Genomic DNA, 23,852 nt, shown 5'->3' with positions numbered 1-23,852 from the left:
CAAAATCAAACCCCTATCCATAAGTGTCCACAGGTCCTAACCCACCTGCCCCTCGTCCTCGGCCGCGCGGATGCGCAGCTTGGTGATGCGGTTCTTCACCCGCTTCATCACGGTGAAACGCTTGCCGTAGAACGTGAAGGCCTGCCGCTCCTCCGGAATGCTCTTCGATTCATGGATCACGAGGCCGGCAACCGTCGTCGCCTCCTCGTCCGGCAACGACCAGTCCAGCGCCCGGTTGAGGTCGCGGATCGGCACGGAACCATCGACGACGATCGAACCGTCGGCCTCCTGACGTACGCCCTGGATGTCGATGTCGTGCTCGTCGGCAATGTCGCCGACGATCTCTTCGAGAATATCCTCCAGCGTGACGAGCCCCTGCACCTGGCCGTATTCGTCGACCACGATCGCAAGATGCAGCTTGCGGCGCAGGAAGGCGTTGAGCTGGTCCTTGAGATTGGTCGAATCCGGAACGAACCAGGGTTTCTGCGCAATCTTGACGATATCGAGCGTCTCGGGCTCCACATTCGGCTCGGCGAGCGCCCGGAGCAGGTCCTTGGAATGGACGACGCCGATGATGTTGTCGGCCGAGCCGCGCCACAACGGCAGGCGTGTAAACGGACTTTCGAGGATCTCGCGCACGCAGGTCTGGGGCGGATCATCCGCATTGATCGCCCGCATGCCGGTCCGGTGGATCATGACGTCGGAAACTTCGAGTTCGCCGAGATCGAGCACCCCGCCGAGCCGGTCGCGGTCCGCCTTGATGACCGACCCTTCGCGGTGGAGCAGATTGACCGCGCCGCGCAGTTCCTCATGCGCGGTGAGCATCGGCAGGTCGGAAGAAAGATTGATGCCGAAGAGGTGCAGGATGCGCCTGACAATTGCGTTGACGAGGGAGGATACCGGACCCACGACGGCAACGAAGGGGCGAACCCAAGGCGCAACCGCCAGCGCAAACCGGTCCGGCGACGCGATCGCCCAGCTCTTCGGCAGGACCTCGGAGAAGATGACGAGCAGTACCGTCATGGCGACTGTGGCGATCGCCACGCCCGAATCGCCGAAGAGGCCGATCAGCAGGCTCGTCGTCAGCGACGAGGCCAGAATGTTGACGAGGTTGTTGCCGATGAGCAGCGTCCCGATCAGACGGTCGCGACGCTCGATCAGCCGGGTGACCATGCCGGCCCGCTCCTCGCCGTTGTTCTCCAGCGTATGCATCCGCGAGCGCGAGGCCGCGGTCAGCGCCGTCTCGGAGCCGGAGAAAAAGGCTGAAATAACGAGAAGGCAGATAACGGAAAGCAGCGACAGCCAGTATTCCGTCAGAAAGCCCAGGAGCACATCGGTCATCGCGGATGCTTTTCCATAAGAAAGCTCAACACCTCCGAGGAGGGCACGTCGTCCGCCACGAAGGACTGGCCTATGCCCCTCGTAAGGATGAAGGTGAGCTTGCCTCCCTTCACCTTCTTGTCCTGGGCGATCGCCTCCATCAGCCGATCGGCCGGCGGCAATGCACCGGGAATGTCGGCGAGGCGCGTCGGCAGGCCGACGGTTTTCAGATGGGCCTCCACCCGCCGCGCATCGTCGGGGCTCGCAAGATTCATCCGGGCTGAAAACTCATGCGCCAGAACCATGCCGATCGCAACGCCCTCTCCATGCACCAGCCGCTTGCTGTCGTAATCGGTGGCGGCCTCCAGCGCATGACCGAAGGTATGGCCGAGGTTGAGGAGGGCACGACGTCCGTTTTCGCGCTCGTCCGCGGCAACGACGTCGGCCTTTGCCTGGCAGCTGACGGCAATCGCCTCGATCCGGGCGGGTCCGCCTGCAAACACCGCCTGCCAGTTTTTCTCGAGCCATTCGAAGAACTCCGGCTTGTCGATAAGGCCGTATTTCGCGACCTCGGCATAGCCTGCGCGGAATTCGCGCGGGCTCAGCGTGTCGAGCGCGGCAGTATCGGCGAGGACGAGGTCGGGCTGATGGAAGACGCCGATCAGGTTCTTGCCATGCGGCGAATTGATCCCGGTCTTGCCTCCGACCGAGGAATCGACCTGCGCCAGCAGCGATGTCGGGATCTGGATGAAGCGCGAACCGCGGCGGACGATACCGGCGGCAAAGCCGGTAAGATCGCCGATGACGCCGCCGCCGAGCGCGATCACCGCGTCGTTGCGCTCGATTCTGGCGCCGAGGATGGCTTCGCAAACCGGGATCAGGTGCTCGAAGCTCTTGGTCTTCTCGCCTGCCGGCAGGATGAGGGAGACGGCCTCGATGCCGCTTTCCCCGAGGCTCGCCATCAGTGGTTCGAGATAACGCGGCGCGACGTTCTCGTCGGTGATGACCGCCATCTTCCGGCCCTTGAGCCGGGAAGCGATCTCCCTGCCTGCCGCGGCGATCAGACCGGGGCCGATGAGGATATCGTAGGAACGCTCTGCGAGATCGACGCGGACCTTGCGCTCGGCGGTTGGCATCACATGGCTGGTCATGGCTTCAGGCTTTCTGATGATCGGCGATGGCGGCGAGAACCTCCTCGACCATCGCTTCCTTTTTCACATCGCGCGAGAGAACGGTCAGGTCCGCCTCGGCATAGATCGGGTAGCGCGCGCGCATCAGGTTCTCGAGCGTCTGCTTCGGATTCTCGGTCTTCAGAAGCGGCCGGGTGTCGCGCTTGTTTACCCGCTCCCATAGCACGTCAAGCTCGGCGTTGAGCCAGATCGTCAGGCCGCCCTTCTTGATATGCCGCCGCGAGCGCTCGTTGATATAGGCGCCGCCGCCGGTCGACACCACCCGCGGGCCGGACCTGAGCAGGCGCTTCAGCACGCGGGCCTCCAGCGCCCGGAACTCTTCCTCGCCGTAGGTCGCGAAGAGATCGCCGACCGTCATGCGCGAGACCCGCTCGATCTCGTGGTCGGAATCGACGAAAGGAACGCCGAGCGCCTGGGCGGTCAGCCGACCGATTGCCGATTTACCTGCCCCCATCAGGCCGATGAAAACGAGATTGCGCTTACCGAGAGTGCGCTTCGCCCTTTCGGCCAGCGTCGCGGAAACCGGTTCGGTCACATCGTTCATTGCGCTTCAAATTCCCCATTCCTCTCCGGTATCGACAAATCGGGGGGGAGCGTCAAGCCGTCGCCACTGCAGATCAGGACCTACCTACTCGCCAGACATGATTGCTTCGTAATCCTGCCCGCCTGAAAACACGCGCAGAATATCTACGCGATTGTCCGGCAGTTCGTAGGCGATCAGAACACGTCGCCAAAGCGGGAAGATAAACAGGTTCGGCCGCAAATCCGGTCTTCCACGGCCCATCAACGGCGTCTCGCAGAGATTGCGGCAGCTTGTTCGATCTCTGCGACGTAGCTGCGGGCGCGACGAGGATTATCGGCAGCGACAAACCAAAATGTCTCCTCTAGATCGGCGAGCGCCGCCGGCGTAAAGACGAGTTCGCGGCTCACGACTTGGCAGTCTTCTCTGTCTGGGTCAGAAGACGGTCAAAATGAGCCGAAACCTCGGCGCTGCCATGGCGTGCCGGATCGTTGGCAGCGGCATCGAGGCTGGCGCGGATGGCATCAAGGCGATGCCCGCGTTCCTGTTCGCGCTCCTGCCACAGTCGCAATGCGTCACGGATGACTTCGCTGTTTGAGGCATAAGCCCCGTCCTCGACCCGGCGGCGCACCATGCGCGCCATGTCGACCGGCAGACTGATACTGAGCTTTTCCGTTTGCATGGCACATCCCTATACTACTACTTGATACTACCACTTTTCCCACCTATCCGATTCAATGATTTTCGGCGCCTTCGCTTGGACGTGCGGACCGGCGGCCTTTGCGCCTGATTAGACGCGCGGCGCTGCAAGGATCGGGGGCCGGCTTCTTGCACTCTTGGTCGGCGCCGTTCATATAGTTCACGCACCCGCTGCAGCGTTCATATTGGACGCGCTACAGCGTTTCGAACGGCTGCATGGTCCGCCCGCGAAAAGGTCCGGTTTTCCGGCGCCATGCAGAGGAGACTTGAATGCCCACCCTCTTCCGCTTCCTGTTCATCTGCGCCGTCGCGGCCGGCATGGTCTATGGCACGATGGTGGCGCTCGTCACTTTCGTCGTCCCGGTTGAGCGGGACGTGACGGTGCGCATTCCCTCCGAACGGGTCAACAAGCCGCAATGACGGATATGTCCGCAGCCTACGTCGAAGCCTTCCTGGAAATGATGAGCGCCGAGCGTGGAGCGGCGGCGAACACGCTGCAATCCTACGAGCGCGACCTCGAGGACGCGCGTTCCTTCCTGCGCTCGCGCGGCACCGGGCTCACCGACGCCTCGGCCGACGATCTCAGAAGCTATCTCTCCCATCTCGCAGGCCAGGGCTTCAAAGCGTCGTCGCAGGCGCGGCGGCTCTCGGCCCTCCGGCAATTTTACAAGTTCCTCTATGCGGAGGGGCTGCGCACGGACGACCCGACGGGCATCCTCGACGCGCCGAAGAAAGCCCGCACCCTTCCGAAGACCCTCAGCATCGAAGACGTCACCCGGCTGATCGGCCAGGCGGAAGCGGAGGCGAAATCCGGCAGCGACGACGTGATGGCGAAATTGCGCATGCACGCGCTGATCGAGCTCCTTTATGCGACAGGCATGCGCGTCAGCGAGCTCGTGTCGCTGCCGGCGAGCGTGCTTGCACAGAACGGGCGTTTTCTCATCATTCGCGGCAAGGGTAACAAGGAAAGGCTCGTACCGCTGTCGCAGGCGGCGATCCGCGCCATGCGGGCCTATGGGGAAGCACTGCAGGAAGAGAGTGCGGACAGCCCCTGGCTGTTCCCCTCCAATGGCAAGTCCGGCCATCTGCCGCGGCAGGTCTTTGCCCGCGACCTCAAGAGCCTTGCGGCACGGGCAGGCATCCGGGTGGCGGCGATTTCGCCGCACGTGCTGCGCCACGCCTTCGCCAGTCATCTGCTCGCCAACGGCGCCGACCTTCGCGCCGTACAGGAACTGCTCGGCCATTCAGACATTTCCACGACACAAATCTATACGCATGTGCTGGAAGAACGGCTTCACGACCTCGTGCAAAACCATCACCCCCTTGCCAAACAGGCGAAAAAACAGGATTAGGTCCGCCTGACGGAATGGCTTGGCAGGGCGGCCCTTGTCGAAAAACGATCGGAAACGCGTCTGATGCACAATTATCTCGACTTCGAAAAACCCATCTCTGATCTCGAAGGCAAGATTCTCGAACTGAAGAAGCTCGCCAGCGAAGACGAGAGCGTTAACACATCAGACGAGATCGCCCGATTGGAAGGGCGCGTCCGCGATGCGATGGTCGAGATCTATTCCAAATTGTCCCCCTGGCAGAAGACCCAGGTCGCTCGCCACCCCTCGCGTCCGCATTTCCTGGACTATGCCTCGCGCCTCTTCACCGAGTTCACGCCGCTTGCCGGCGACCGGAATTTCGCCAATGACGACGCGATCCAGGCGGGGCTTGCCCGCTTTCACGGCACGCCCGTCGCCGTCATCGGCCAGGAGAAGGGCAACGACACCAAGTCGCGCATCAAGCACAATTTCGGCAGCCCCCGACCCGAGGGCTATCGCAAGGCGACGCGCATAATGGAGATGGCCGACCGTTTCGGCCTGCCGCTGATAACGCTGGTCGACACGGCAGGCGCCTATCCGGGCGTCAACGCCGAGGAGCGGGGCCAGGCCGAGGCGATCGCCCGCTCGACCGAAATGTGCCTCAACGTCAAGGTGCCGATCGTCACCGTGGTGATCGGCGAAGGCGGTTCGGGCGGCGCGATCGCGATCGCGACCGGCAACCGCGTCTACATGCTGGAGCACGCGATCTACAGCGTGATCTCCCCGGAAGGTGCGGCCTCGATCCTCTGGCGCGACTCGACGCGCGCCAAGGAGGCCGCCAGCAACATGAAGATCACCGCCGAAGACCTGAAGTCGCTCGGCGTCATCGACGGAATAATCCCGGAGCCTGTCGGTGGAGCCCACCGTGACCCGGACGCGGTCATCAGCCGCACGGAAACCGTGATCGGCGACGCTCTCAAGGAGCTTTCCGCACGCAATGGCGACGAATTGCGGGCCGACCGGCGGCAGAAATATCTGAATATCGGCCGTAACCTCTGATTACGGCTCCGGCCCGAGCCGTTCCAATCCGAACCATTGCGATTATTCCCTGACGTCAGCAACCGGAAATCGGAGTGTGGCCAAATCTTGGCCATATTCATGAGGTCATGAGAGATGGCCATTCGCAGGGGGCGCCTGCACGGTTAAGATTTCGTGAAGAATAATGACGTACTGATTCGTTGACGCCTGTCCTTCGTGGAACCGGCGTGCACGGATAGAATGTGGCTAGAACGGGCTTTTGCCGATGCGTTTCAGGAACCTTGTCCTCACCGCCGCTGTCGCAGCCGCTCTTGCGGGCTGCACCAACGAGACGCTCGATTCGGTCAACCTGTCGTCCGTCAAGAACAAGACCGAGTACCAGCTTTCCAGCAAGATGGTCAGCAAGATGCGCGAGCTGGGGATGCAGAAGACGTCCCCGATCCTGTTGCGCATCTTCAAGGAAGAAGGGACGCTCGAAGTCTGGAAGGCGAACACGGCGAACCGGTTCCAGCTTCTGAAGAGCTACAAGATCTGCGCCTGGTCGGGCAAGCTCGGGCCCAAGGTGAAGGAGGGAGACCGGCAGGCGCCGGAGGGATTCTATCCGCTCTATCCGCACCAGATGAACCCGAATTCGAGCTACTACCTGGCGATCAACACGGGCTATCCGAACACCTACGACAAGGCCAACGGCCGCACCGGCACGCATCTGATGATCCACGGTGCCTGCTCTTCGGCCGGCTGCTATTCGATGACGAACGAGCAGATCATCGAGATTTTCGCGCTCGCCCGCGACGCGTTCAAGGGCGGCCAGGAAAGCGTGCAGCTTCAAGCCTTTCCCTTCCGCATGACGGCGGAAAACATGGCGCGCCACCGCGACAATCCGAACATCGACTTCTGGAAGATGCTGAAGGCCGGCTACGACCAGTTCGAAGTGACCAAGCGCCCGCCGGCAGTGAATGTCTGCGAGAGGAAATACGTCTTCAATCAGCAGGCCGCGGGGCAGTTCAATGCGGCCGGCCAGTGCCCTGCCATGACGACGCCGCCGGCGCTGCAGATGGCGATGGCCAGCTACGACAAGGACTATCGGCGCGACTACGAGAAGGCATTGAAGAAATTCGACGGCATGGTCTGGTATGAGCCGACCGAGGCCGAACGCAAGGCGGTCGTCGCCGACCAGCGCAAGGGCCGCGAGCTTGCCTATGCGCCGACCGGCACCTCGCTCGATGCGGGCAAGCTGCTCAAGGTAAGCGATCTCGAGAAGAAGCTTGCCGAACAGAAAGAGGCCGAGGAAGCCAAGCAGGCAACCTTGATCCAGAAGGAAGCGCTGGAAAAGGCGGCCCGCGAAGGCAAGGGCCTGCCGGTGCCGCAGGCCAACCCGCTCGAGCGCCCCGTGGAGCAGGCAGCGGTGCAAGCCGAGCCCGCGAGGAAGTCGCTCTGGGGTCTGTTCTCTCGCAGCGAGCCCGCGGCCGCGCCGGCCGCACCCGCCGCCGAGGCTCCCGCGCAGCAGGGCGCAGGCCAGCCGGCCGCTCAACAGCCCGCACCGGGCCAGCCGCAAGCCGCCGCCAGCGGGCAACAGGCAGCACCGCCGGCGCAGGACAATGCTCAGGTTGCCGCCGCTCCCGCCGGGAATGCGCAAGCGCCGGCACCCGAACAGCAACCCGCCGAGCAGCCGAAGAAGCGCCCGTTCTGGAAACTCTGGGGCAATTGATGCCCGAGGAAGCGAGGCTACGCTACGATCTGAGGGGGCTGAAATGCCCCCTTCCCGTTTTGAAGACGCGCAAGCGAATGGAAAACCTGACGCCCGGCGCACTCATCGAGATCGAAACGACGGACCCGCTGGCCGTGATAGACATCCCGCATTTCTGCAACGAGGACGGGCATCGGCTGGAACAGGCTGAGCCGATCGCAGGCGGACATCGTTTCCTTATCCGCAAGCGGTGTAGCTAACCAAATTAAAGCACTCCCGCGCCTTCGGATCGGTCACAGCCAGTTCTCGACCCTTACACCCGGCATGCGGACGAACTCGCGTATATTGTTGGTCACGACAATCAGCCCTTCGCTGCGCGCATGCGCGCCGATCTGCATGTCGTGGGGGCCGCATGGCGTTCCCGTCCGCTCCAGTTCAGCCCGAACCTGCCCGTAGTGGGCCGCTGCCTTGTCTGCGAACGGCAGCACCTCCAGCCGTGCCACGAAATGTTCGATAGCCGTAAGGTTCTCAACGCGCCGGGCCGATTTTTCAGCGCCATAGTGTAATTCTCCCAGCGTGATGCTCGATATGCAAAGCTGCTCCGCCAGTCCGTTGAACTTTTCGCGCACGGCCGGCGGATAGGTCTTCATCACATAGATGCAGATATTGGTATCGAGCATATAGGTGAGCATCAGAAGGATTCGCGTGTTTCCGCCACCGGCTGATCACGCTCGCTCATGAAATCCTCGCTGACGCGCGGCCCGCTGAGGAACAGATCGTCCCATCTTTTGCCCTGGGGGACGATCACGCGGCTGCGGCCGATCTTGAGGATATCGACCTGATGCACGCCCTCGGGAAAGGCGACGGCCTTTGGCAGCCGCACCGCTTGGCTACGGTTACTGATGAATACGGTCGAACTGGCCAAGGTCCATTCCTCTTTGCCATATACGAGTGGGATATACGTAGCGCTGAGGGACCTGAAAATCAAGCCCCCGGCGAGCAGGGGGTGATGAAGAAAGCCCGGCCGGAGGCCTCAGAACTTCATCCCCGGCACCGCCAGGGGGTTGTCCGCGAGGGCCTGCGCATCCGGTCGATCGACGCGCGGCTTGCCGGTGAATGCGTCGAAGAGGTCGCGCACGAATGCTTCCTCCAGGCCTTTGGTGATCAGCACCATTCGCGTCCGGCGATCGGCCGGATCCGGCCAGGCGGCAAGCCGCTCCGGCGCGTGAAAGACCGTCTGCACGCCGTGCAGCACCACCGGCCGCTCCGGATTGTCGGCGACGGAAACGATAGCCTTCATGCGCAGGAGCTTTTCCCCATGGGCCGAGCGCAGGAGGTCGATGAACATCTCCAGCGCCATCGGTTCAACCGGCCGATCATGCACGATGCTGAATGAGCGAATGTCCGAACCATGACGATTGACGTCGTGATGATGGTGATGGTGCCCATGGCCGTGACCATCTTCGTGGTGGTGGTGGTCATGAACGTGGTCGTGGCCGTCCGCATGGGCTTCGTCCTGAAGCCAGCGGCCGACATCGGCGACCTTGGTTGAGGCGTCGTAAAGACCGCAGGCGAAGAGATCGGCCCGGCCCGCCTCTTCCGTATCGCCGTCGATGATCGGCGCGCGCGGGTTGAGATCCCTGAGCCGCGCCTCGAGCCTGCCGGCACCATCATCTTTGGCGAGCCCGCTCTTGCTGATCACCAGCCGGTCGGCCATCGCGACCTGCTTCATGGCTTCCACATGATTGGCGATCGTCTGCTCGCCATTGACCGCATCGACGACGGTGACGACGCCGTCCAGCCGGAAATTCTGGGCAATCACGGGATTGCCGAGGACGGATTGCAGCACCGGTGCCGGATCGGCAAGACCGGTGGTTTCGATGACGACGCGCTTCAGCGGCTTGATGCGGCCGGTCTGCATCCGGTCCATGAGATCGGCCAGCGTATCGACGAGCTCGCCGCGCACGGTGCAGCACAGGCAGCCGTCGGAAAGCTCGATGACGCCGTCACTCGACGCCTCGACCAGGAGGTGGTCGATGGAGACATCGCCGAATTCGTTGATGATGACTGCCGTGTCGGCAAGCGCCGGATCCTTGAGCACCCGGTTCAGAAGGGTCGTCTTGCCCGCGCCGAGAAAGCCGGTGAGGATCGAGACCGGCACCACCCGCATTGGACCGTTCATGAAAAGACTCCGTTCAGAAGCTCGGGCGCGGGACCGGAATCGGCACATTGGCGATCTCGACCGCGTCACCCTGTGCCGTGGCATCGCTGCCGGCCTTGGCCGTCTTGTCGTCGCTGCCGGGTATGAGGCCGGCGAAGGCAAGTTTCAGCGGGCGGTCGATCTCGTGGATATAGGGTGAAAGCAGCTTCTGCCGGCCGGCCTCGTCACGCCCCTCGCTGCGTACCTTCGCCGCCTGCTTCGAGCAGATTTCCTTGCTGATATCGGCAACCACCCCGCGGGTTTCGCCATAAGGGACGATCTCCGCAAGCGAGGGCTTGCCCGTGCTCACCGTGGTGAAAGCCATCTGCAGGAGCCTGGCCGACTCGTCGGCACGCGCTGCAAGGCTGTCTTCACCGAGCACGACCGATACCACCCTGCGGCCGCCGCGGCTGGCCGAGGAGACCTGGTTGAAGCCCGAGGCGCAAATGAACCCCGTCTTCATGCCGTCCGCGCCATCGAAGCGGCCGATCAGCATGTTGTAATTGGGATAGTCCTTCTTGCCGGTGGTGAAGCCTTCCAGCGCGAAATAGGAAGCATATTGCGGGAATTCGCGCTTCAGCGTGACCGCGAGCACCGCAAGGTCCCGGGCAGTCGTATATTGCCCCTGGCCGGGCAGGCCGTTGGGATTGATGAAATGCGACGAGGTCATGCCGATGCGGCGCGCCTCGGCGTTCATCTTCTCGATGAAGGCCTGTTCGGATCCGCCGACCGTCTCGGCGATCGCGACGGCGACGTCGTTCGCCGACTTGATCAGCATCATCTTCAACGCGCTGTCGAGCGTCATCTTCTGGCCGGGCTTGTAGAACATCTTGCTCGGCGGCTCCGAAGCGGCGTTCTTCGTCATGACCACCGGGCTTTGCAGCGTCAGCTGTCCCGCCTGGATGGCCCGGAACGTGGTATAGGCCGTCATGAGCTTGGTCAGCGACGCCGGATACCATTTCTGGAAGATGTCCTGATGCTCGTAGACCTTGAGCGTATCGACGTCGATCACCAGCCGCGGATTGGCCGATGCAGGCAGCACCGCAGCCAAGAAGACGGCGCAAGCCCCCGCGAGCATGCCCATCCTGCCCAACCTGTCGCCCAACGGGAATCGTGCTATTGCCACAATCCAAACCTCGAAATTCCGGAGTTGCCTCGTATCGTCCCGCTATTTAGCCTATATGGCAAGGAGATGGCAAAGCCCATTCATCTGGCTGCCGCGCCAATCCACCGCCCGGACACTCCGCCGGCGAGACTCCAGCCGGATGCAGAAGCGTCGGGCCTCACGTGCCGAACCAAAGTGAACGAACAGATCGACAGGAACGAACAATGCCGATTCTAAACCGTGCCGCCGAGCTCAAGAACGAAGTGACCGAATGGCGGCGCCATCTGCACCAGAACCCGGAGCTCCTGTTCGCGGTGGAAAATACGGCAGCCTTCGTCGAAAGAAAACTGAGGGAATTCGGCGTTGACGAAATCGTGACCGGCCTCGGCCGGACCGGGGTCGTCGGCCTCATCCGCGGCAATCGCGGCCCGGGCCGCACCGTCGGGCTCAGGGCCGACATGGACGCCCTGCCGATCACCGAAGCAAGCGGCAGGGCCTGGTCCTCGACGGCCCCCGGCAAGATGCATGCCTGCGGCCATGACGGCCATACGGCCATGCTGCTCGGCGCGGCGAAGTACCTCGCCGAAACGCGTAACTTCGCCGGCAATGTCGCGGTGATCTTCCAGCCGGCAGAGGAAGGCGGCGGCGGCGGCAACGAGATGGTGAAGGACGGCATGATGGAGCGCTTCGCAATCGAAGAGGTCTACGGCATGCACAACATGCCGGGGATGCCGGTCGGCCACTTCGGCAGCCGCGCCGGCCCGATCATGGCCTCAACCGACGAGTTCAACATCACCGTCAAGGGCCGCGGCGGCCACGCCGCTCAGCCGCACAAGACGATCGACCCGATCGCCATCGGCGCCCAGATCGTCAACGCGCTGCAGACGATCGCCTCGCGCACCGTCGATCCGCTTGCCTCCATCGTCGTCTCCGTCACCAAGTTCAATGCCGGCTTCGCGCACAACGTCATCCCCGAACAGGCCGTACTCGCCGGCACCGTGCGCGCGCTGACGCCGGAAGTGCGCGACACCGGCGAAGCCCGTATCCGCCAGATCGCCGAGAACATCGCAGGCGCCTACGGGGCCACCGTCGACGTCTGGTACGGCCGCAACTATCCCGTGACGGTAAACCACGCCGCCGAGGCCGGTCACGCGCTTGCCGTCGCCGCCACGATCGCCGGCGAAGGCAACGTCAACGCAGCGCTCGACCCGATGATGGGCGGCGAGGATTTTTCCTACATGCTGCTGGCCCGGCCGGGCGCCTTCGTCTTCATCGGCAATGGCGATACGGCGGGACTGCATCACCCGGCTTACGACTTCAACGACGAAGCCATTCCGCACGGAATTTCCTATTGGGTGAAGCTCGCCGAAACACGGCTTGCCGCCTGAGGCACCGAAAGCGGAGGCGGCCATGCACCAGATCGACAAGACGGACCGGAGAATCCTCAATATCCTGCAGGCGGACGGGCGGATTACCAATCTGGAGCTGGCGGACCGGATCGGGCTTTCCCCGACGGCGACCAGCGAACGCCTGAGGCGGCTTCTGAAGGAAGGTTACGTCTCCGGCTTCGGTGCGCGTCTCGACCCCCACAAACTCGGCTTCGGGCTGTTGGTGTTCATCGAAGTGATGCTCGACAAGACGACGCCGGAGGTCTTCGACCAGTTCGCGGCCGCCATAAAGCAGGCGCCCGCAGTGCTCGAATGCCACATGGTAGCCGGCGGCTTCGACTATCTCGTCAAGACCCGCTTCGAGGACATGGCCGCCTACCGCAATTTCCTCGGTCAGGTCCTCTGGACGCTCCCGGGCGTCAAGGAGACCCGGACCTATGCGGTCATGGAAGAGATCAAGAACGACGGGCCGCTGCCGCTGCTTTGAGTAGCGGCAGCGGCCCGCCCAAGCTCAAGCCTTGATCGATTCCATGTCGATAACGAAGCGATAGCGCACGTCGCTTCTCACCACCCGCTCATAGGCCTCGTTGATCTGCTCCATGCGGATCGTCTCGATCTCCGAAACGATTCCGTGCTCGCCGCAGAAATCGAGCATTTCCTGCGTCTCCTTGATCGAACCGATCATGGAGCCGGAAATGCTGCGCCGTGCCGGCACCAGCGAGAAGGCATGGACCGGCACCGGATTCTCCGGAATGCCGACGAGCACCAGATCGCCATCGACCTTCAGGAGGTTGAGATAGGCGTTCCAGTCGATCTCGGCCGCGACCGTGCAGATGATCAGGTCGAAGCTGCCGGAGAGCTTCGTGAATGTCTCCGGATCCTTCGTCGCGTAGTAGTGGTCCGCCCCGAGCTTAAGCCCGTCCTCCTTCTTCGAAAGCGTCTGGCTGAGCACCGTGACCTCCGCGCCCATCGCATGGGCGAGCTTCACTCCCATATGGCCAAGACCGCCCAAGCCGACGATCGCCACCTTCTTGCCGGGGCCGGCCTTCCAGTGACGCAGCGGCGAGTAGAGCGTGATGCCGGCGCAAAGCAGCGGTGCGGCAGCTTCGAGCGGAAGGTTCTCCGGAATGGAGAGCACATAGCCTTCCTTGACGACGATATGGTCGGAATAGCCGCCTTGGGTCGGGGTTCCGTCGGCCTCGACGCCGTTGTAGGTCACCACGAGGCCGGGCAGATACTGCTCCAGGTCGAGATCACGCTTGGCGCAGGTCGTGCAGGAGTCGACGAAGCAGCCGACACCCACCCGGTCGCCGATCTTGAACCTGGTGACCTGGGAGCCGACTGCCCTGACGATGCCGACGATCTCGTGGCCCGGTACCATGGGGAAGGTCGAATTGCCCCATTCGTCGCGCGCCTGGTGGATGTCGGAATGGCAGACGCCGCAATATTTGATGTCGATCACCACGTCGTCGTCGCGCGGTTCGCGACGCTCGAAGGTGAAGGGTGCGAGCGGCTTCGACGCGTCCGTCGCCGCATATCCTCTTGCAATGGCCATGGGTCTGTCCTTCATGTCTGGGAGTGGCATGTCTGGGAGTGGCATGTCTGGGAGTGGCGCGCCCATTGGTCTATGGACCGCAGGCGGCAGGGCAGACTATGCTGTCTCACAAGGCCATTGCGTTAGTGCGATCCTGCAAAACTTTTGCACGATTCTGCGAGAATCGTGGAAGCCAGGTGGCGGGACAGCGCCGACAACCTATCTGCCCCCTGTCTCCGCACGGATCTAAGGTATTGGAAAGTCCACAGAATATGACAGAATCACAGCGCATCCCGCGTCAGGAAATGATCGACATCATTGCCCGGATCGCCGGAGAGGACGGCGATCATCCGACGATTATGCCGGGGCTGAGCGTTCATCGGCATTCCGTTTCCGCGAAGCCGAATTGCGCCGCCTACAAGCCGAGCCTGGCGATCATCGTCCAGGGAGCCAAACGTGTCGTGCTCGGTGAGGAAACCCTCGTCTACGGCGCCTCGGACTACCTTTTGACCTCCATCGACCTGCCGGTTCTTTCTCAGATATCGCTCGCCTCGCCCGAGGAGCCCTATCTCAGCATGGTCTTCCAGATCGATACGACGAGGCTTCCGGCGCTCCTCGACGCCATCGGCCCGGAGGCCGCGAAAGCTCCGGCTTCGCCGCGCGGCATGACGGTCAGCAAGCTCACTCCCGATCTTGAGGACACGGCGCTTCGGCTGCTGCGGCTCCTCGACCGCCCGGACGACATTGCGGTGCTGCTGCCGCTGGTCGAGCAGGAACTGCTTTATCGGCTGCTGCTCGGACCGCACGGCGCCCGGCTCCGCCAGATGGCGACCACGGAGAGCCAGCCGCACCAGATCGGCCGCGCGGTGTCCTGGCTGAAGGAGCATTATTCCCGCCCCTTGCGCATCGACGACCTCGCAAGCCGCGTAAGCATGAGCGTTTCCTCGCTTCATCACCATTTCAAGGCGATCACGGCGATGAGCCCGCTGCAGTACCAGAAGCAGCTGCGCCTGCAGGAGGCACGGCGGCTGATGCTCGAGGAGCGCCTCGATGCCGGCGATGCCGGCCACAAGGTCGGCTATGAGAGCCAGTCCCAGTTCAGCCGCGAATATGCCCGCCATTTCGGCGAGCCGCCGAGGCGCGACGTCGGCCGCGTCCGCCGCAGCCTCATCGGCCGTTCGAGCGGCGAGGTTGAAATGCTGAGCGAGGGTTAGATCGGGATGAGGAAAAATGCGTGCGGTTTTCCGCCCGTAAGCTCAGCTTCGTTCGATATCACGGCGCAGGACGATCGACGTCGTCAGATCCTCGACATTGTCGAGCTGCGCCACTTCGTTGCGCAGTTCGTTCAGCGCATTGATCGACGCGACCTTCACTTCCACCACGAGATCGAGCTGGCCGCTGACTGAGAAAACGCGCCTGACGGAGGAAAACCCGGCCAGCCGGTCGAGCACGCCGAGCGAGGGCGTCCGCTTCAGCGTCACCAGCAGGAAAGCCTCGATCTGCCCCTCCTCCAACTGGCCGATGTCGGCGCGATAGCCGCGAATGACGCCGGCCTTCTCCAGCCGCGCGACGCGCTCGGCCGTCGCACTGCGAGACAACCCGATACGCCCGGCAAGCGACTTCATGGGAATACGCGCCTCGCGGCTCAATATGCTGAGGATCGTTCGGTCTGTCGCGTCGATTTCCTGCCTCCTGCGGCCGGCCAGAGGGACTGCCGGGCGGCTGTCGAGCGGCGCCGGCAAGATGACGGTTATTATAAACAAAGTGCCGGTGCAACCGGCGAAATGCCGGATGCACATGCCGGGCGGGCGTGCAACTCTCGTGGACCAAGAGCGGGGGTCTCCATGAACGACATGCTGAAAACGACGCCGGATTTCACGACCGAGGAAGCGCAAGCCCTCCTTAAGCAGCACTTCGGCCTGAATGGGTCACTTCAGCCGCTGGACAGCGAGCGGGACCAGAACTTCAAGGTCAATACCGGCGAGGGCCGCTGCTACATTCTGAAGATCGTCAACGGCGCCGAGCCGGAAATCGAAAGCGACTTCCAGACAGCGCTGCTGAAGCACGCCGGCGAAAATGCAGGGGACCTGCCGGTTCCGCATTTGCAGCCGACACTGTCCGGCGCGAACCTCGCGGCGACCACCAGGCGCGGGATGGTCCATCGATTGCGGCTGGTCACCTGGGTTCCGGGAACTCCGCTCGCACAGTCCGATCGCAGCGACGGAGCGCTTCACTCCCTCGGCCGGATGCTCGGCCGCTTCGATGCCTCGCTCAAGGGCTTCATGCATCCGGGCGCACTGCGCGACCTCGACTGGGACATACGCAATGCCGGACGTTCTGCCGGACGGCTCGCACATGTGGCCGATCTCCAGGATCGTGCTCTTCTCCAGCGCTTTCTCGACCGCTTCGACGAGCGGGTCGCCCCGCGGCTCCCGATGCTGCGCTCCGCCGTCATCCATAATGACGCAAACGACTGGAACGTCCTCATCGACGAGGACGACCGAGACCGCATTTCCGGTATCATCGACTTCGGCGACGCCCTCTACGCGCCCGTCATTGCCGAAGTCGCGATCGCCGCCGCCTATGCCGGCCTCGACCACCCCGATCCGATCGGCGCTGCGGCTGCGATCGCCAATGGGTACCATGCCGAATACCCGCTCCTCGAAGAAGAAGTCGATCTCCTCTTCGACCTGATTGCCGTGCGGCTGGTCACCTCGGTGACGATCTCCGCATCACGCCGGGCGCATACCGCCGACAATCCCTATCTCGCGATCAGCGAAAGACCTGCCTGGGCGCTGCTGCGCAAGCTCGATGCGATGAACCCGCGTTTCGCCACCGCGATCCTGAGAAAGGCCTGCGGTTTCGAGACAGTCGCCGGAGCGCACGCCGTCGCCTCCTGGATCGGCGAAAATCGCAAAAGCCTCCTGCCGCTTCTCGATCGTCCAGCCGCGGCCTATCCCGCCGCTCTCGTCCCCTATGGCGATCCGACGCATCCGATGACCGTCAGTTCGGCGGCCGCGCGGCCGCATGAGGCCCAATCGGTCTGGGAAGAGCATTGCCGCATGGCTGGCGTCGAGCTCGGCATCGGCCCCTGGGGTGAAGCCCGCACCGTCTATTCGGGCGAGATGTTCGTCTCCCGCCTGATCGAAGAGACCCGCCGCACGCGCCATCTCGGCCTCGACCTCTTCATGGCCGCCGGCACCAAGGTCCATACGCCGCTTGCAGCCACCGTCGCGAGCGTCGAGATCGAGAAGGATCCGCTCGGATACGGTTGCCTTATCGCGCTGCGCCATGAACCCGACGGTTGCCCGCCTTTCCTGACGCTCTGGGGGCATCTTGCCCATGAGGCCGTCGGTCGGCTGAAGGCCGGCGACAGGCTGGAGGCCGGCGCGCTTGTCGGTGAAATGGGCGCACCGGAAGAAAACGGCGGCTGGGCGCCGCATCTGCATCTGCAGATCTCCACCGACACAAGTCTCGCAGCGACGGATATCCTCGGCGTCGGCGAGGAGCGCTATCTAGACGTCTGGGCGGAGCTCTTCCCCGACGCGAGCACATTTGCCGGCATTGTGCGGGAATTCTACGACCGGAGCGGCCGCCCCCACGAGGAGATCATCAGGCGGCGGAAAGAGCTGCTGCTGCCGAACCTGTCGATCTCCTACGAGAAACCGATCAAGTTCGTGCGCGGCGAAGGCGTCTGGCTGATCGACGATCGCGGCCGCGCCTATCTCGACTGCTTCAACAATGTCTGCCACATCGGTCACGCCCATCCCGCCGTGGTGGAGGCATTGGCCCGGCAAGCAGGGACGCTCAACACCAACACGCGCTACCTGCACGACAACATCGTCGCCTATGCCGAGCGGCTGACGGCCACGATGCCGAAGGAACTCGCCGTCGCCGCCTTCGCCAACAGTGGCTCCGAAGCCAACAGTCTCGCCCTGCGCCTGATGCGCGCCCATACGGGCTGCGAAAACGCCGTCGTCTTGGACTGGGCCTATCACGGCACGACGCAGGAGCTGATCGATCTCAGCGCATACAAATTCCGCCGCAAGGGCGGAAAGGGCCAGAAGCCGCATGTTCACGTGGCGGCCGTTCCGGACAGTTACCACGCGCCGGCCGCCTGGCCGCTGGAGGAACACGGCAAGCGCTTCGCCGAAAACGTGGCCGAGCTAATCGCAGCGATGCGCGCCCGAGGCGAAGCGCCGGGTTTCTTCCTCGCCGAATCCATTCCGAGCGTCGCAGGCCAGGTGTTTCTGCCGGACGGCTACCTCAAGGACGTCTACCGCATGGTTCGGGAGGCCGGCGGCGTCTGCATCGCCGACGAGGTGCAGGTCGGCTTCGGCCGGGTCGGCAGCCATTGGTGGGCCTTCGAGACGCAAGGCGTCGTCCCTGATATCGTCACCATGGGCAAGCCGATCGGCGACGGCCATCCGCTTGCCGCGGTCGTCACCACGCGAGAGATCGCGGCGTCGTTCGACAACGGCATGGAGTATTTCAACACCTTCGGCGGCAACCCGGTATCCTGCGCCGTCGGTCTCGCCGTACTCGACGTCATCGAAGGCGAGGACCTGCGCCGCAATGCGCTCGATATCGGCAATCATCTTCTCGCCGCCTTCCGGACCATGCAGGAGCGCTACGAGGTCATCGGCGACGTCCGCGGCCTCGGCCTGTTCCTCGGCATCGAGCTCGTCAGCGACCGCAGGACCAGGGCGCCGGCGACGGAGATCGCCCGGGCCGTCGCGAACGGAGCCCGCCAGCGCGGCGTGCTGATGGGCACGGAGGGCCCACATGACAACGTGCTGAAGATGCGACCGCCGATGATCTTTTCGAAGCGGGATGCGGATCATCTGATTGCCGTGCTCGAGGAAACATTCGGGGCCGTGCTGGCGCAAGCGGGATAAGCACGAGGTAGAAGCACCACCGAAGACCAGACCACTCCGGGACGCACGCGTTCCGGAACCCGATAGTTGCGTCTCAAAAAACGGAGGAGAACGGGACGATGAAAACCGGAATTTTGGCACTATTTGCGACGGCGTTTCTTGCCGGCACCACGGCGCAGGCCGCAACCCTCGACGTCGTCAAGCAACGCGGCGAGCTGCGTTGCGGCGTGAGCCAGGGCGTGCTCGGCTTCTCTGCCCCGGACGACAAGGGCGAGTGGTCCGGCTTCGACATCGATTTCTGCCGTGCGGTCGCGGCCGCCACGCTCGGAAGCCCGGACAAGGTGAAATATGTGCCGCTTTCGACCAAGGAGCGCTTCACCGCGCTGCAGTCCGGCGAGGTCGACCTGCTTTCGCGCCAGACCACCTGGACGCTTTCGCGCGACACGGATCTGGGCATGAGCTTCGTCGGCGTGAACTATTATGACGGCCAGGCCTTCATGGTGCGCGGCGATATCGGCGTGAAGAGCGTCAAGGAGCTCTCGGGCGCCTCCGTCTGCACGGAGACCGGCACCACAACCGAACAGAACATGGCGGACTATTTCAGCGCCAACAAGATCGAGTATCAGGTGATCGCCTTCGAAAAGGCGGACCAGACGATCCAGGCCTTCAATTCCGGGCGCTGCGACGTCTATTCCACCGATGCCTCCGCGCTCTATTCGCAGCGGCTGACGCTCAACGACCCTGACCGCTTCGTCGTCCTGCCGGAGGTCATTTCCAAGGAGCCGCTCGGCCCTGCCGTCCGCCAGGGCGACGATCAATGGTTCAAGGTCGTTCGCTGGACGCTCTTCGCGATGATAGAGGCAGAGGAGCTGGGCATCACCCGGGAAAATGCCGCTTCGCTCCTCGAAAGCGGAACCGCCGCACAAAAGCGCTTCCTCGGCATCGACAACGAAGCCGGCAAGGCGCTCGGGCTCGATCCGAAATGGGCCTACCAGACGGTGGCCGCGGTCGGCAATTACGGCGAGATCTTCGAGCGCCACCTGGGCAAGGGGAGCGCGCTCAGGATCGATCGCGGTCTCAACAAGCTCTGGAACAACGGCGGCCTGATCTACGCGCCGCCGGTCCGCTGACCTACCGCATGTTTCCTTCGATCGCAGCCGATCGAAGGACAAAAACATGCAGCACGCGCCGCCGGGAATCCCGGCGGCGCCTTTTTCCTACCATCCCTCTTCGAGCACCCGGCCCAGCATATCGGCGAAGAAATCGGCGCTCTCCCGGGCGAGGCAAAGCGGCGGCTTGATCTTCAGGACGTTCAGATGGTCTCCGGTCGGCTGCATGACGATGCCGAGATCGAGAAGGCGGTCGCAGATCGCCGCGGTTTCCTCGGTGGCCGGTTCGAGCGTTTCGCGGTTGCGGACGAATTCGACGCCCAGGTAAAGCCCCATGCCGTGAACGGCGCCGACGAGCGGAAACCGGTCCCCGAGCGCCTCGAGCCGGCTCTTGAGATGGGTGCCGACCGCGCGGGCATTTTCCTGCAGGGCGTCGTCGTGAAGAATGTCGAGGACGGTCAAGCCGACGACGGAACTCACGGGGCTGCCGCCGGCGGAAGAGAAGAAATAGCCTTCCTTCTCCAGCGCATCGGCAATCTCGCGCCGGGTGATGACCGCGCCCAGCGGATGGCCGTTGCCCATGCCCTTGGCGACGGTGATGATATCGGGCACGACGCCCTGTTGCTCGAAACCCCAGAAATGATGGCCGAGCCGCCCGTAGCCGACCTGCACCTCATCGGCGATGCAGACGCCGCTCCTCTCCCGGACCATGGCGTAGACCGCATCCAGATAGCCGGAAGGCAACGGAATGCCGCCGGCATTGCCGTAGACCGGTTCCGAGATGAAGCCGGCGAGCTTCCCGCCCTTCTCGTCCAGGTCCGCGAGCTTTCGAGACACGGCGTCGACATAGCCCACCGTCGAATCCTCCCCGCGGAACGGGCCGCGATAGGTGTTCGGCGAGACGACGGGATGGACCCAGTCGGGGCGCGTCGTCAGCGCCTGCGGATTGTCGGCGATCGAGGTGGAAACGGCGTCGCTCGCGACCGTCCAGCCATGATAGGCCTCGAGCAGCGAGATAATGTTGCGCGCTCCGGAATGGGCCCAGGCGAGCCGGATGGCGAGATCGTTCGCCTCGGATCCGCTGTTGACGAGAAAGACAGTGTCGAGCCCTTCCGGCGCAAGCGCCGCAAGGCGCTCCGAAAACTCCGTCACGGCAGCATAGTGGAACCGCGAATTGGTGTTGAGCAGCGACCATTGCCGCCCGGCCGCAGCCGACAGGCGCGGATGCCCGTGGCCGGCGAGGGTGACGTTGTTGACCATATCGAGGTAAGCGCGGCCCTCGACGTCGAAGAGATGCTCCTTCCAGCCGCGCTCGATCTGCGGCGGCGTGCGGTAATAGTTCTTCTGCGGCCGGGCATAGTGCCGGCGGCGGCGCTCGAGGAGCCCGGCCGCGTCCGGCAAGGCCGCATCGCAATCGAAGCCCAGGATGGGCGAGGGCGACGGGCAAAGCCGGCACCATGCCCCCGCCTGATGCGATGCCGCGAAGGCGGGCGGGTCCAACTCCGGCGTAGTGCAAAGCTGAACGCGCATGAACCCCAGGGCCGACGGATCGCCGGGGACCACGCCGATCCGTGCGCCCGCCTCGAACGCCTCTTCGGCGAGGTCGGCTGCCTCGACGCCGTAAAGATGGAGATGGAGACCTTCGCCCGAGAAGATCAGCTTGCCGCCGCGCTGGTGGAGCCGGCCGGCAAAAGGCGCGTGCACGGCAGTCTGCCCATGCAGGCATAAATCGACGTGCAGGGCGAATGTCCGGGGGGCGCTCGCCTGCAGGAGCCTGGTTTCCGTCAGCCGGTACTCGCCATAGCGCGTGGCCGCGGCACCGGCAGCACGCGCCGCCGATTGCAGGAGCAGGGCTTCGGTGTCTTCGTAATGCCAGCGGTCGGCAGGAAGGTGCGGGCCGAGCGAGGAGAGATCGACGATGCCGATTTCCGAAGGGTCGAGCTCGGGCAGCAGCCGGCGGCCCATCCCGGGCGGAGAAAGCTGCGGCGACCGCTCCACAGCCTCTCCGATCGCATGCTCCATGAGATCGAGAGGGACGGAAACCGCAACGTCGAAGATTTCCCGCTCATGCGCGGCATTGCCTTCGACATAGGCATTTTCCGGATCGACCTCGAGCTGCTGCGCCGTGCTTGCCACGAGAACGCAGGCACGCGCGACGATCAGCGGCCAGAGCGCCTTCAATTCGGCATCCGTCAAAGGGCAGACGGCATGGAACGCCTTCACCGCCGGCAGGATCTGGAAGGGATCTCCGCCCGCATGATGCAGCAGCGATGCGCAGGTAACGGCAAGATCGGCGACCACCCACCCTTTCAGCACGTCGCCGAAATCGATGACGCCGTCCGGGATGAGGCGCCCGCTCCTGTCCGCGCGGCTCACGACATTGTCGTCGGTGACGTCCTGATGGATCGCCTGCAGGCGCAGCTCCGGCATCAGCGGCTGAACCCTGCGCATGGCGCCGACCATCGCCTCGGCAATGCGCTTGCGCAGATCGACGTCGCTCATGGCCGAAAGCAGGTGAAGCGCCACCGGCCCTGCCCTTCTGAGGTCCCATTGCAGCTCCCGCTCGAGCCCCGGATGATCGAAATCCCTGAGTGCGACCGCCAACCGGCCTGCAACATCGCCGAGTGCCGCCACGGTTTCCACGGCCAGGTGCCTGCGGCGCGTCAGGGGCGTGCCGTCCAGATAGGTGAGCAAGCGGAACTGATAGGTTTCCTCGCGAACGGCTGCGGTAACGATTTCCTCGCCGCTCAGGGCGGACACCACTTCGGGCACTTTGGGAGCATCGGGCCTGGTAGCGACATGCCGCAACGCGGCATTCTGGGCTTCGATCTCAACCCGCGCATATTCGGCACGCGCGATCTTCAGGACAAAAGGCCCCTCGCTTGTGTCGACGCGGTAGTTGCGGTCCTGCTGGCTGCCGAGTTCGGTGAGATCGCCGGAAAGGCCGTAATGTTGGGCCAGGATTGCCTGCGCCTCTTCGATCGACACGTCCGGCCTCGCAAGCTGCGTGCGGCGCTTCAGCAATTCGTCTTCCATCATTTCCTTCCCGTCTCTGCGATGGTGTCGTTCTTACTGCGAAACACCTTCAAGACGATAGCGCGTACCCGGATAGGTGAGCCACGCGACCGTTACATTCGCAGCTTCCGACCAGGTCCGTCGACGGATCATCAGGCACGGTTCGCCGCGGCCGATCGAAAGGAGCTTGCATTCCCACGGCTTCGGCAGAACGGCTTCGACGATCTGCTCCGTCCGCGTGATCGGCGCCACCAACGTCAGATAGACGTTCGGGGTCATGCTGGTAAAATCCTGTTCCAGGTAATTGGGGCAGATTGCGGGATTGACGAAACGGTCTTCAATCTGGATCGGAACGTCGTCCTCCGCGTGGACGATGATCGAGTGAAAGACCCGCGCTTTCGCCGCAAGCCCGAGCGCCTCCGCGACCTCGGTGCTTGCCTGCTCCTCCTCAAGCAGCGTGATCCGCGAGGTATGCCTGTGTCCGCGCTCGCGAATCTCGTCGGCGATATTGCGCACCTCGAGAAGGGCCGTGCTGCCCTTGTGGGCAGCCACGAAGGACCCTACTCCCTGGACCCGCGTGATCGCACCCTCGCTTGCCAGTTCGCGCAGTGCGCGATTGGCGGTCATCCGGCTGACGCCGAGATCGGCGACGATATCGTTTTCGGACGGTACGCGATGGTGCGGCGGCCATTCGCCGCTTTCGATGCGGCTGCGGATGAACTGCTTGACCGCCTCATAGCGCGGTACCGGCCCGTCGTCGAAAACCGCCCTGTCGCTCTTGCGCCCCAATACCGCCATGCGATGCTCCGTTGCGGCCGGGCGCCGCCGGCCCGGCAAATCAGCGATTGTTTTCCTTTATT

At 63.5% G+C, this 23,852-nt stretch carries 22 protein-coding genes and 1 pseudogene; 10 read left to right on the top strand and 13 right to left on the bottom strand.

All coding sequences use genetic code 11. The annotated features are described in order from the left end of the window. Positions 1-36: 36 nt before the first annotated feature. From M1D43_RS16835 to M1D43_RS16815, 5 genes and pseudogenes are all read right to left on the bottom strand, one after another. Entirely contained in the window at positions 37-1,341 is a 1,305-nt protein-coding gene (locus M1D43_RS16835; RefSeq protein ID WP_003527459.1) for an HlyC/CorC family transporter, read from the bottom strand. Then, positions 1,338-2,471, bottom strand: coding sequence for a 3-dehydroquinate synthase (gene aroB / locus M1D43_RS16830; RefSeq protein ID WP_153313657.1), 1,134 nt, complete (start codon positions 2,469-2,471; stop codon positions 1,338-1,340). The genes M1D43_RS16835 and aroB overlap by 4 nt, the downstream gene beginning before the upstream one ends. Before the next feature lie 4 nt (positions 2,472-2,475). Continuing rightward, on the bottom strand, positions 2,476-3,054 hold the full coding sequence (locus tag M1D43_RS16825) for a shikimate kinase (protein WP_027989814.1): 579 nt from the start codon (positions 3,052-3,054) through the stop codon (positions 2,476-2,478). Positions 3,055-3,138: 84 nt separating this feature from the next. Further along, a pseudogene (locus tag M1D43_RS16820) lies at positions 3,139-3,440 on the bottom strand (type II toxin-antitoxin system RelE/ParE family toxin). Then, positions 3,437-3,712 carry a type II toxin-antitoxin system ParD family antitoxin gene (locus M1D43_RS16815; RefSeq protein WP_153313658.1) on the bottom strand — a complete coding sequence of 92 codons (276 nt, stop codon included), beginning with the start codon at positions 3,710-3,712 and terminating at the stop codon, positions 3,437-3,439. The pseudogene M1D43_RS16820 and the gene M1D43_RS16815 overlap by 4 nt, the downstream one beginning before the upstream one ends. A 287-nt stretch (positions 3,713-3,999) precedes the next feature. Here M1D43_RS16815 and M1D43_RS16810 point away from each other — a divergent pair, with 287 nt between their 5' ends. The 5 genes from M1D43_RS16810 to M1D43_RS16790 all read left to right on the top strand — a co-directional run bounded on the left by M1D43_RS16810 (position 4,000) and on the right by M1D43_RS16790 (position 8,024). After that, on the top strand, positions 4,000-4,149 hold the full coding sequence (locus M1D43_RS16810) for a hypothetical protein (protein ID WP_003527468.1): 150 nt from the start codon (positions 4,000-4,002) through the stop codon (positions 4,147-4,149). After that, complete coding sequence (gene xerD, locus M1D43_RS16805; RefSeq protein ID WP_010970125.1) at positions 4,146-5,081, top strand: site-specific tyrosine recombinase XerD; 936 nt, start codon at positions 4,146-4,148, stop codon at positions 5,079-5,081. The genes M1D43_RS16810 and xerD overlap by 4 nt, the downstream gene beginning before the upstream one ends. Before the next feature lie 63 nt (positions 5,082-5,144). Then, positions 5,145-6,098, top strand: a complete 954-nt coding sequence (locus M1D43_RS16800) for an acetyl-CoA carboxylase carboxyltransferase subunit alpha (protein WP_003527479.1) — start codon at positions 5,145-5,147, stop codon at positions 6,096-6,098. A 244-nt stretch (positions 6,099-6,342) separates the two neighbouring features. Continuing rightward, positions 6,343-7,785 (top strand): L,D-transpeptidase family protein, encoded by a 1,443-nt coding sequence (locus M1D43_RS16795; protein WP_153313659.1) that lies wholly within the window; start codon positions 6,343-6,345, stop codon positions 7,783-7,785. After that, complete coding sequence (locus M1D43_RS16790) at positions 7,785-8,024, top strand: sulfurtransferase TusA family protein (protein ID WP_010970127.1); 240 nt, start codon at positions 7,785-7,787, stop codon at positions 8,022-8,024. Before M1D43_RS16795 ends, M1D43_RS16790 begins: the two co-directional genes overlap by 1 nt. Before the next feature lie 33 nt (positions 8,025-8,057). Here M1D43_RS16790 and vapC read toward each other — a convergent pair whose 3' ends face one another. The 4 genes from vapC to M1D43_RS16770 form a co-directional block, all read right to left on the bottom strand. Next, positions 8,058-8,456, bottom strand: a complete 399-nt coding sequence (gene vapC / locus M1D43_RS16785; protein ID WP_013844828.1) for a type II toxin-antitoxin system toxin VapC — start codon at positions 8,454-8,456, stop codon at positions 8,058-8,060. Beyond that, positions 8,456-8,689: a type II toxin-antitoxin system antitoxin VapB gene (vapB, locus tag M1D43_RS16780; RefSeq protein WP_010970129.1), complete on the bottom strand. Its 234-nt coding sequence runs from the start codon at positions 8,687-8,689 to the stop codon at positions 8,456-8,458. Before vapB ends, vapC begins: the two co-directional genes overlap by 1 nt. 108 nt (positions 8,690-8,797) lie before the next feature. After that, positions 8,798-9,946: a CobW family GTP-binding protein gene (locus tag M1D43_RS16775; RefSeq protein WP_153313660.1), complete on the bottom strand. Its 1,149-nt coding sequence runs from the start codon at positions 9,944-9,946 to the stop codon at positions 8,798-8,800. A 13-nt stretch (positions 9,947-9,959) separates the two neighbouring features. Next, positions 9,960-11,042: a D-alanyl-D-alanine carboxypeptidase family protein gene (locus tag M1D43_RS16770; protein ID WP_153313691.1), complete on the bottom strand. Its 1,083-nt coding sequence runs from the start codon at positions 11,040-11,042 to the stop codon at positions 9,960-9,962. A 251-nt stretch (positions 11,043-11,293) separates the two neighbouring features. Here M1D43_RS16770 and M1D43_RS16765 point away from each other — a divergent pair, with 251 nt between their 5' ends. Further along, entirely contained in the window at positions 11,294-12,457 is a 1,164-nt protein-coding gene (locus M1D43_RS16765) for a M20 aminoacylase family protein (protein WP_028011314.1), read from the top strand. A 22-nt stretch (positions 12,458-12,479) separates the two neighbouring features. Next, positions 12,480-12,944 (top strand): Lrp/AsnC ligand binding domain-containing protein, encoded by a 465-nt coding sequence (locus M1D43_RS16760; protein WP_010970133.1) that lies wholly within the window; start codon positions 12,480-12,482, stop codon positions 12,942-12,944. A 24-nt stretch (positions 12,945-12,968) separates the two neighbouring features. Here the strand turns inward: M1D43_RS16760 and M1D43_RS16755 are convergent, their stop codons facing one another. Next, on the bottom strand, positions 12,969-14,012 hold the full coding sequence (locus tag M1D43_RS16755) for an NAD(P)-dependent alcohol dehydrogenase (RefSeq protein WP_318853533.1): 1,044 nt from the start codon (positions 14,010-14,012) through the stop codon (positions 12,969-12,971). A 251-nt stretch (positions 14,013-14,263) separates the two neighbouring features. Between M1D43_RS16755 and M1D43_RS16750 the strand changes: the two genes are divergently transcribed. Continuing rightward, entirely contained in the window at positions 14,264-15,205 is a 942-nt protein-coding gene (locus M1D43_RS16750; protein ID WP_010970135.1) for an AraC family transcriptional regulator, read from the top strand. Positions 15,206-15,247: 42 nt separating this feature from the next. On the opposite strand, the gene M1D43_RS16745 is transcribed toward M1D43_RS16750, so the two are convergent. After that, on the bottom strand, positions 15,248-15,790 hold the full coding sequence (locus M1D43_RS16745) for an Lrp/AsnC family transcriptional regulator (RefSeq protein ID WP_003527502.1): 543 nt from the start codon (positions 15,788-15,790) through the stop codon (positions 15,248-15,250). A gap of 45 nt (positions 15,791-15,835) precedes the next feature. Here M1D43_RS16745 and M1D43_RS16740 point away from each other — a divergent pair, with 45 nt between their 5' ends. Further along, entirely contained in the window at positions 15,836-18,889 is a 3,054-nt protein-coding gene (locus M1D43_RS16740; protein ID WP_153313663.1) for an aminotransferase class III-fold pyridoxal phosphate-dependent enzyme, read from the top strand. Positions 18,890-18,987: 98 nt separating this feature from the next. Continuing rightward, positions 18,988-19,998: an amino acid ABC transporter substrate-binding protein gene (locus tag M1D43_RS16735; protein WP_107608344.1), complete on the top strand. Its 1,011-nt coding sequence runs from the start codon at positions 18,988-18,990 to the stop codon at positions 19,996-19,998. Positions 19,999-20,085: 87 nt separating this feature from the next. Here the strand turns inward: M1D43_RS16735 and M1D43_RS16730 are convergent, their stop codons facing one another. Further along, complete coding sequence (locus M1D43_RS16730) at positions 20,086-23,016, bottom strand: aminotransferase (RefSeq protein ID WP_192923422.1); 2,931 nt, start codon at positions 23,014-23,016, stop codon at positions 20,086-20,088. A 30-nt stretch (positions 23,017-23,046) separates the two neighbouring features. Then, entirely contained in the window at positions 23,047-23,790 is a 744-nt protein-coding gene (gene hutC, locus M1D43_RS16725; RefSeq protein WP_003527510.1) for a histidine utilization transcriptional repressor HutC, read from the bottom strand. Positions 23,791-23,852: the final 62 nt, after the last annotated feature.

It is taken from the genome of Ensifer sp. R1-3 (genome assembly GCF_056739175.1).
Note: the sequence above shows the minus strand (reverse complement) of the source record. Positions and strands in the feature narration are given on the sequence as shown.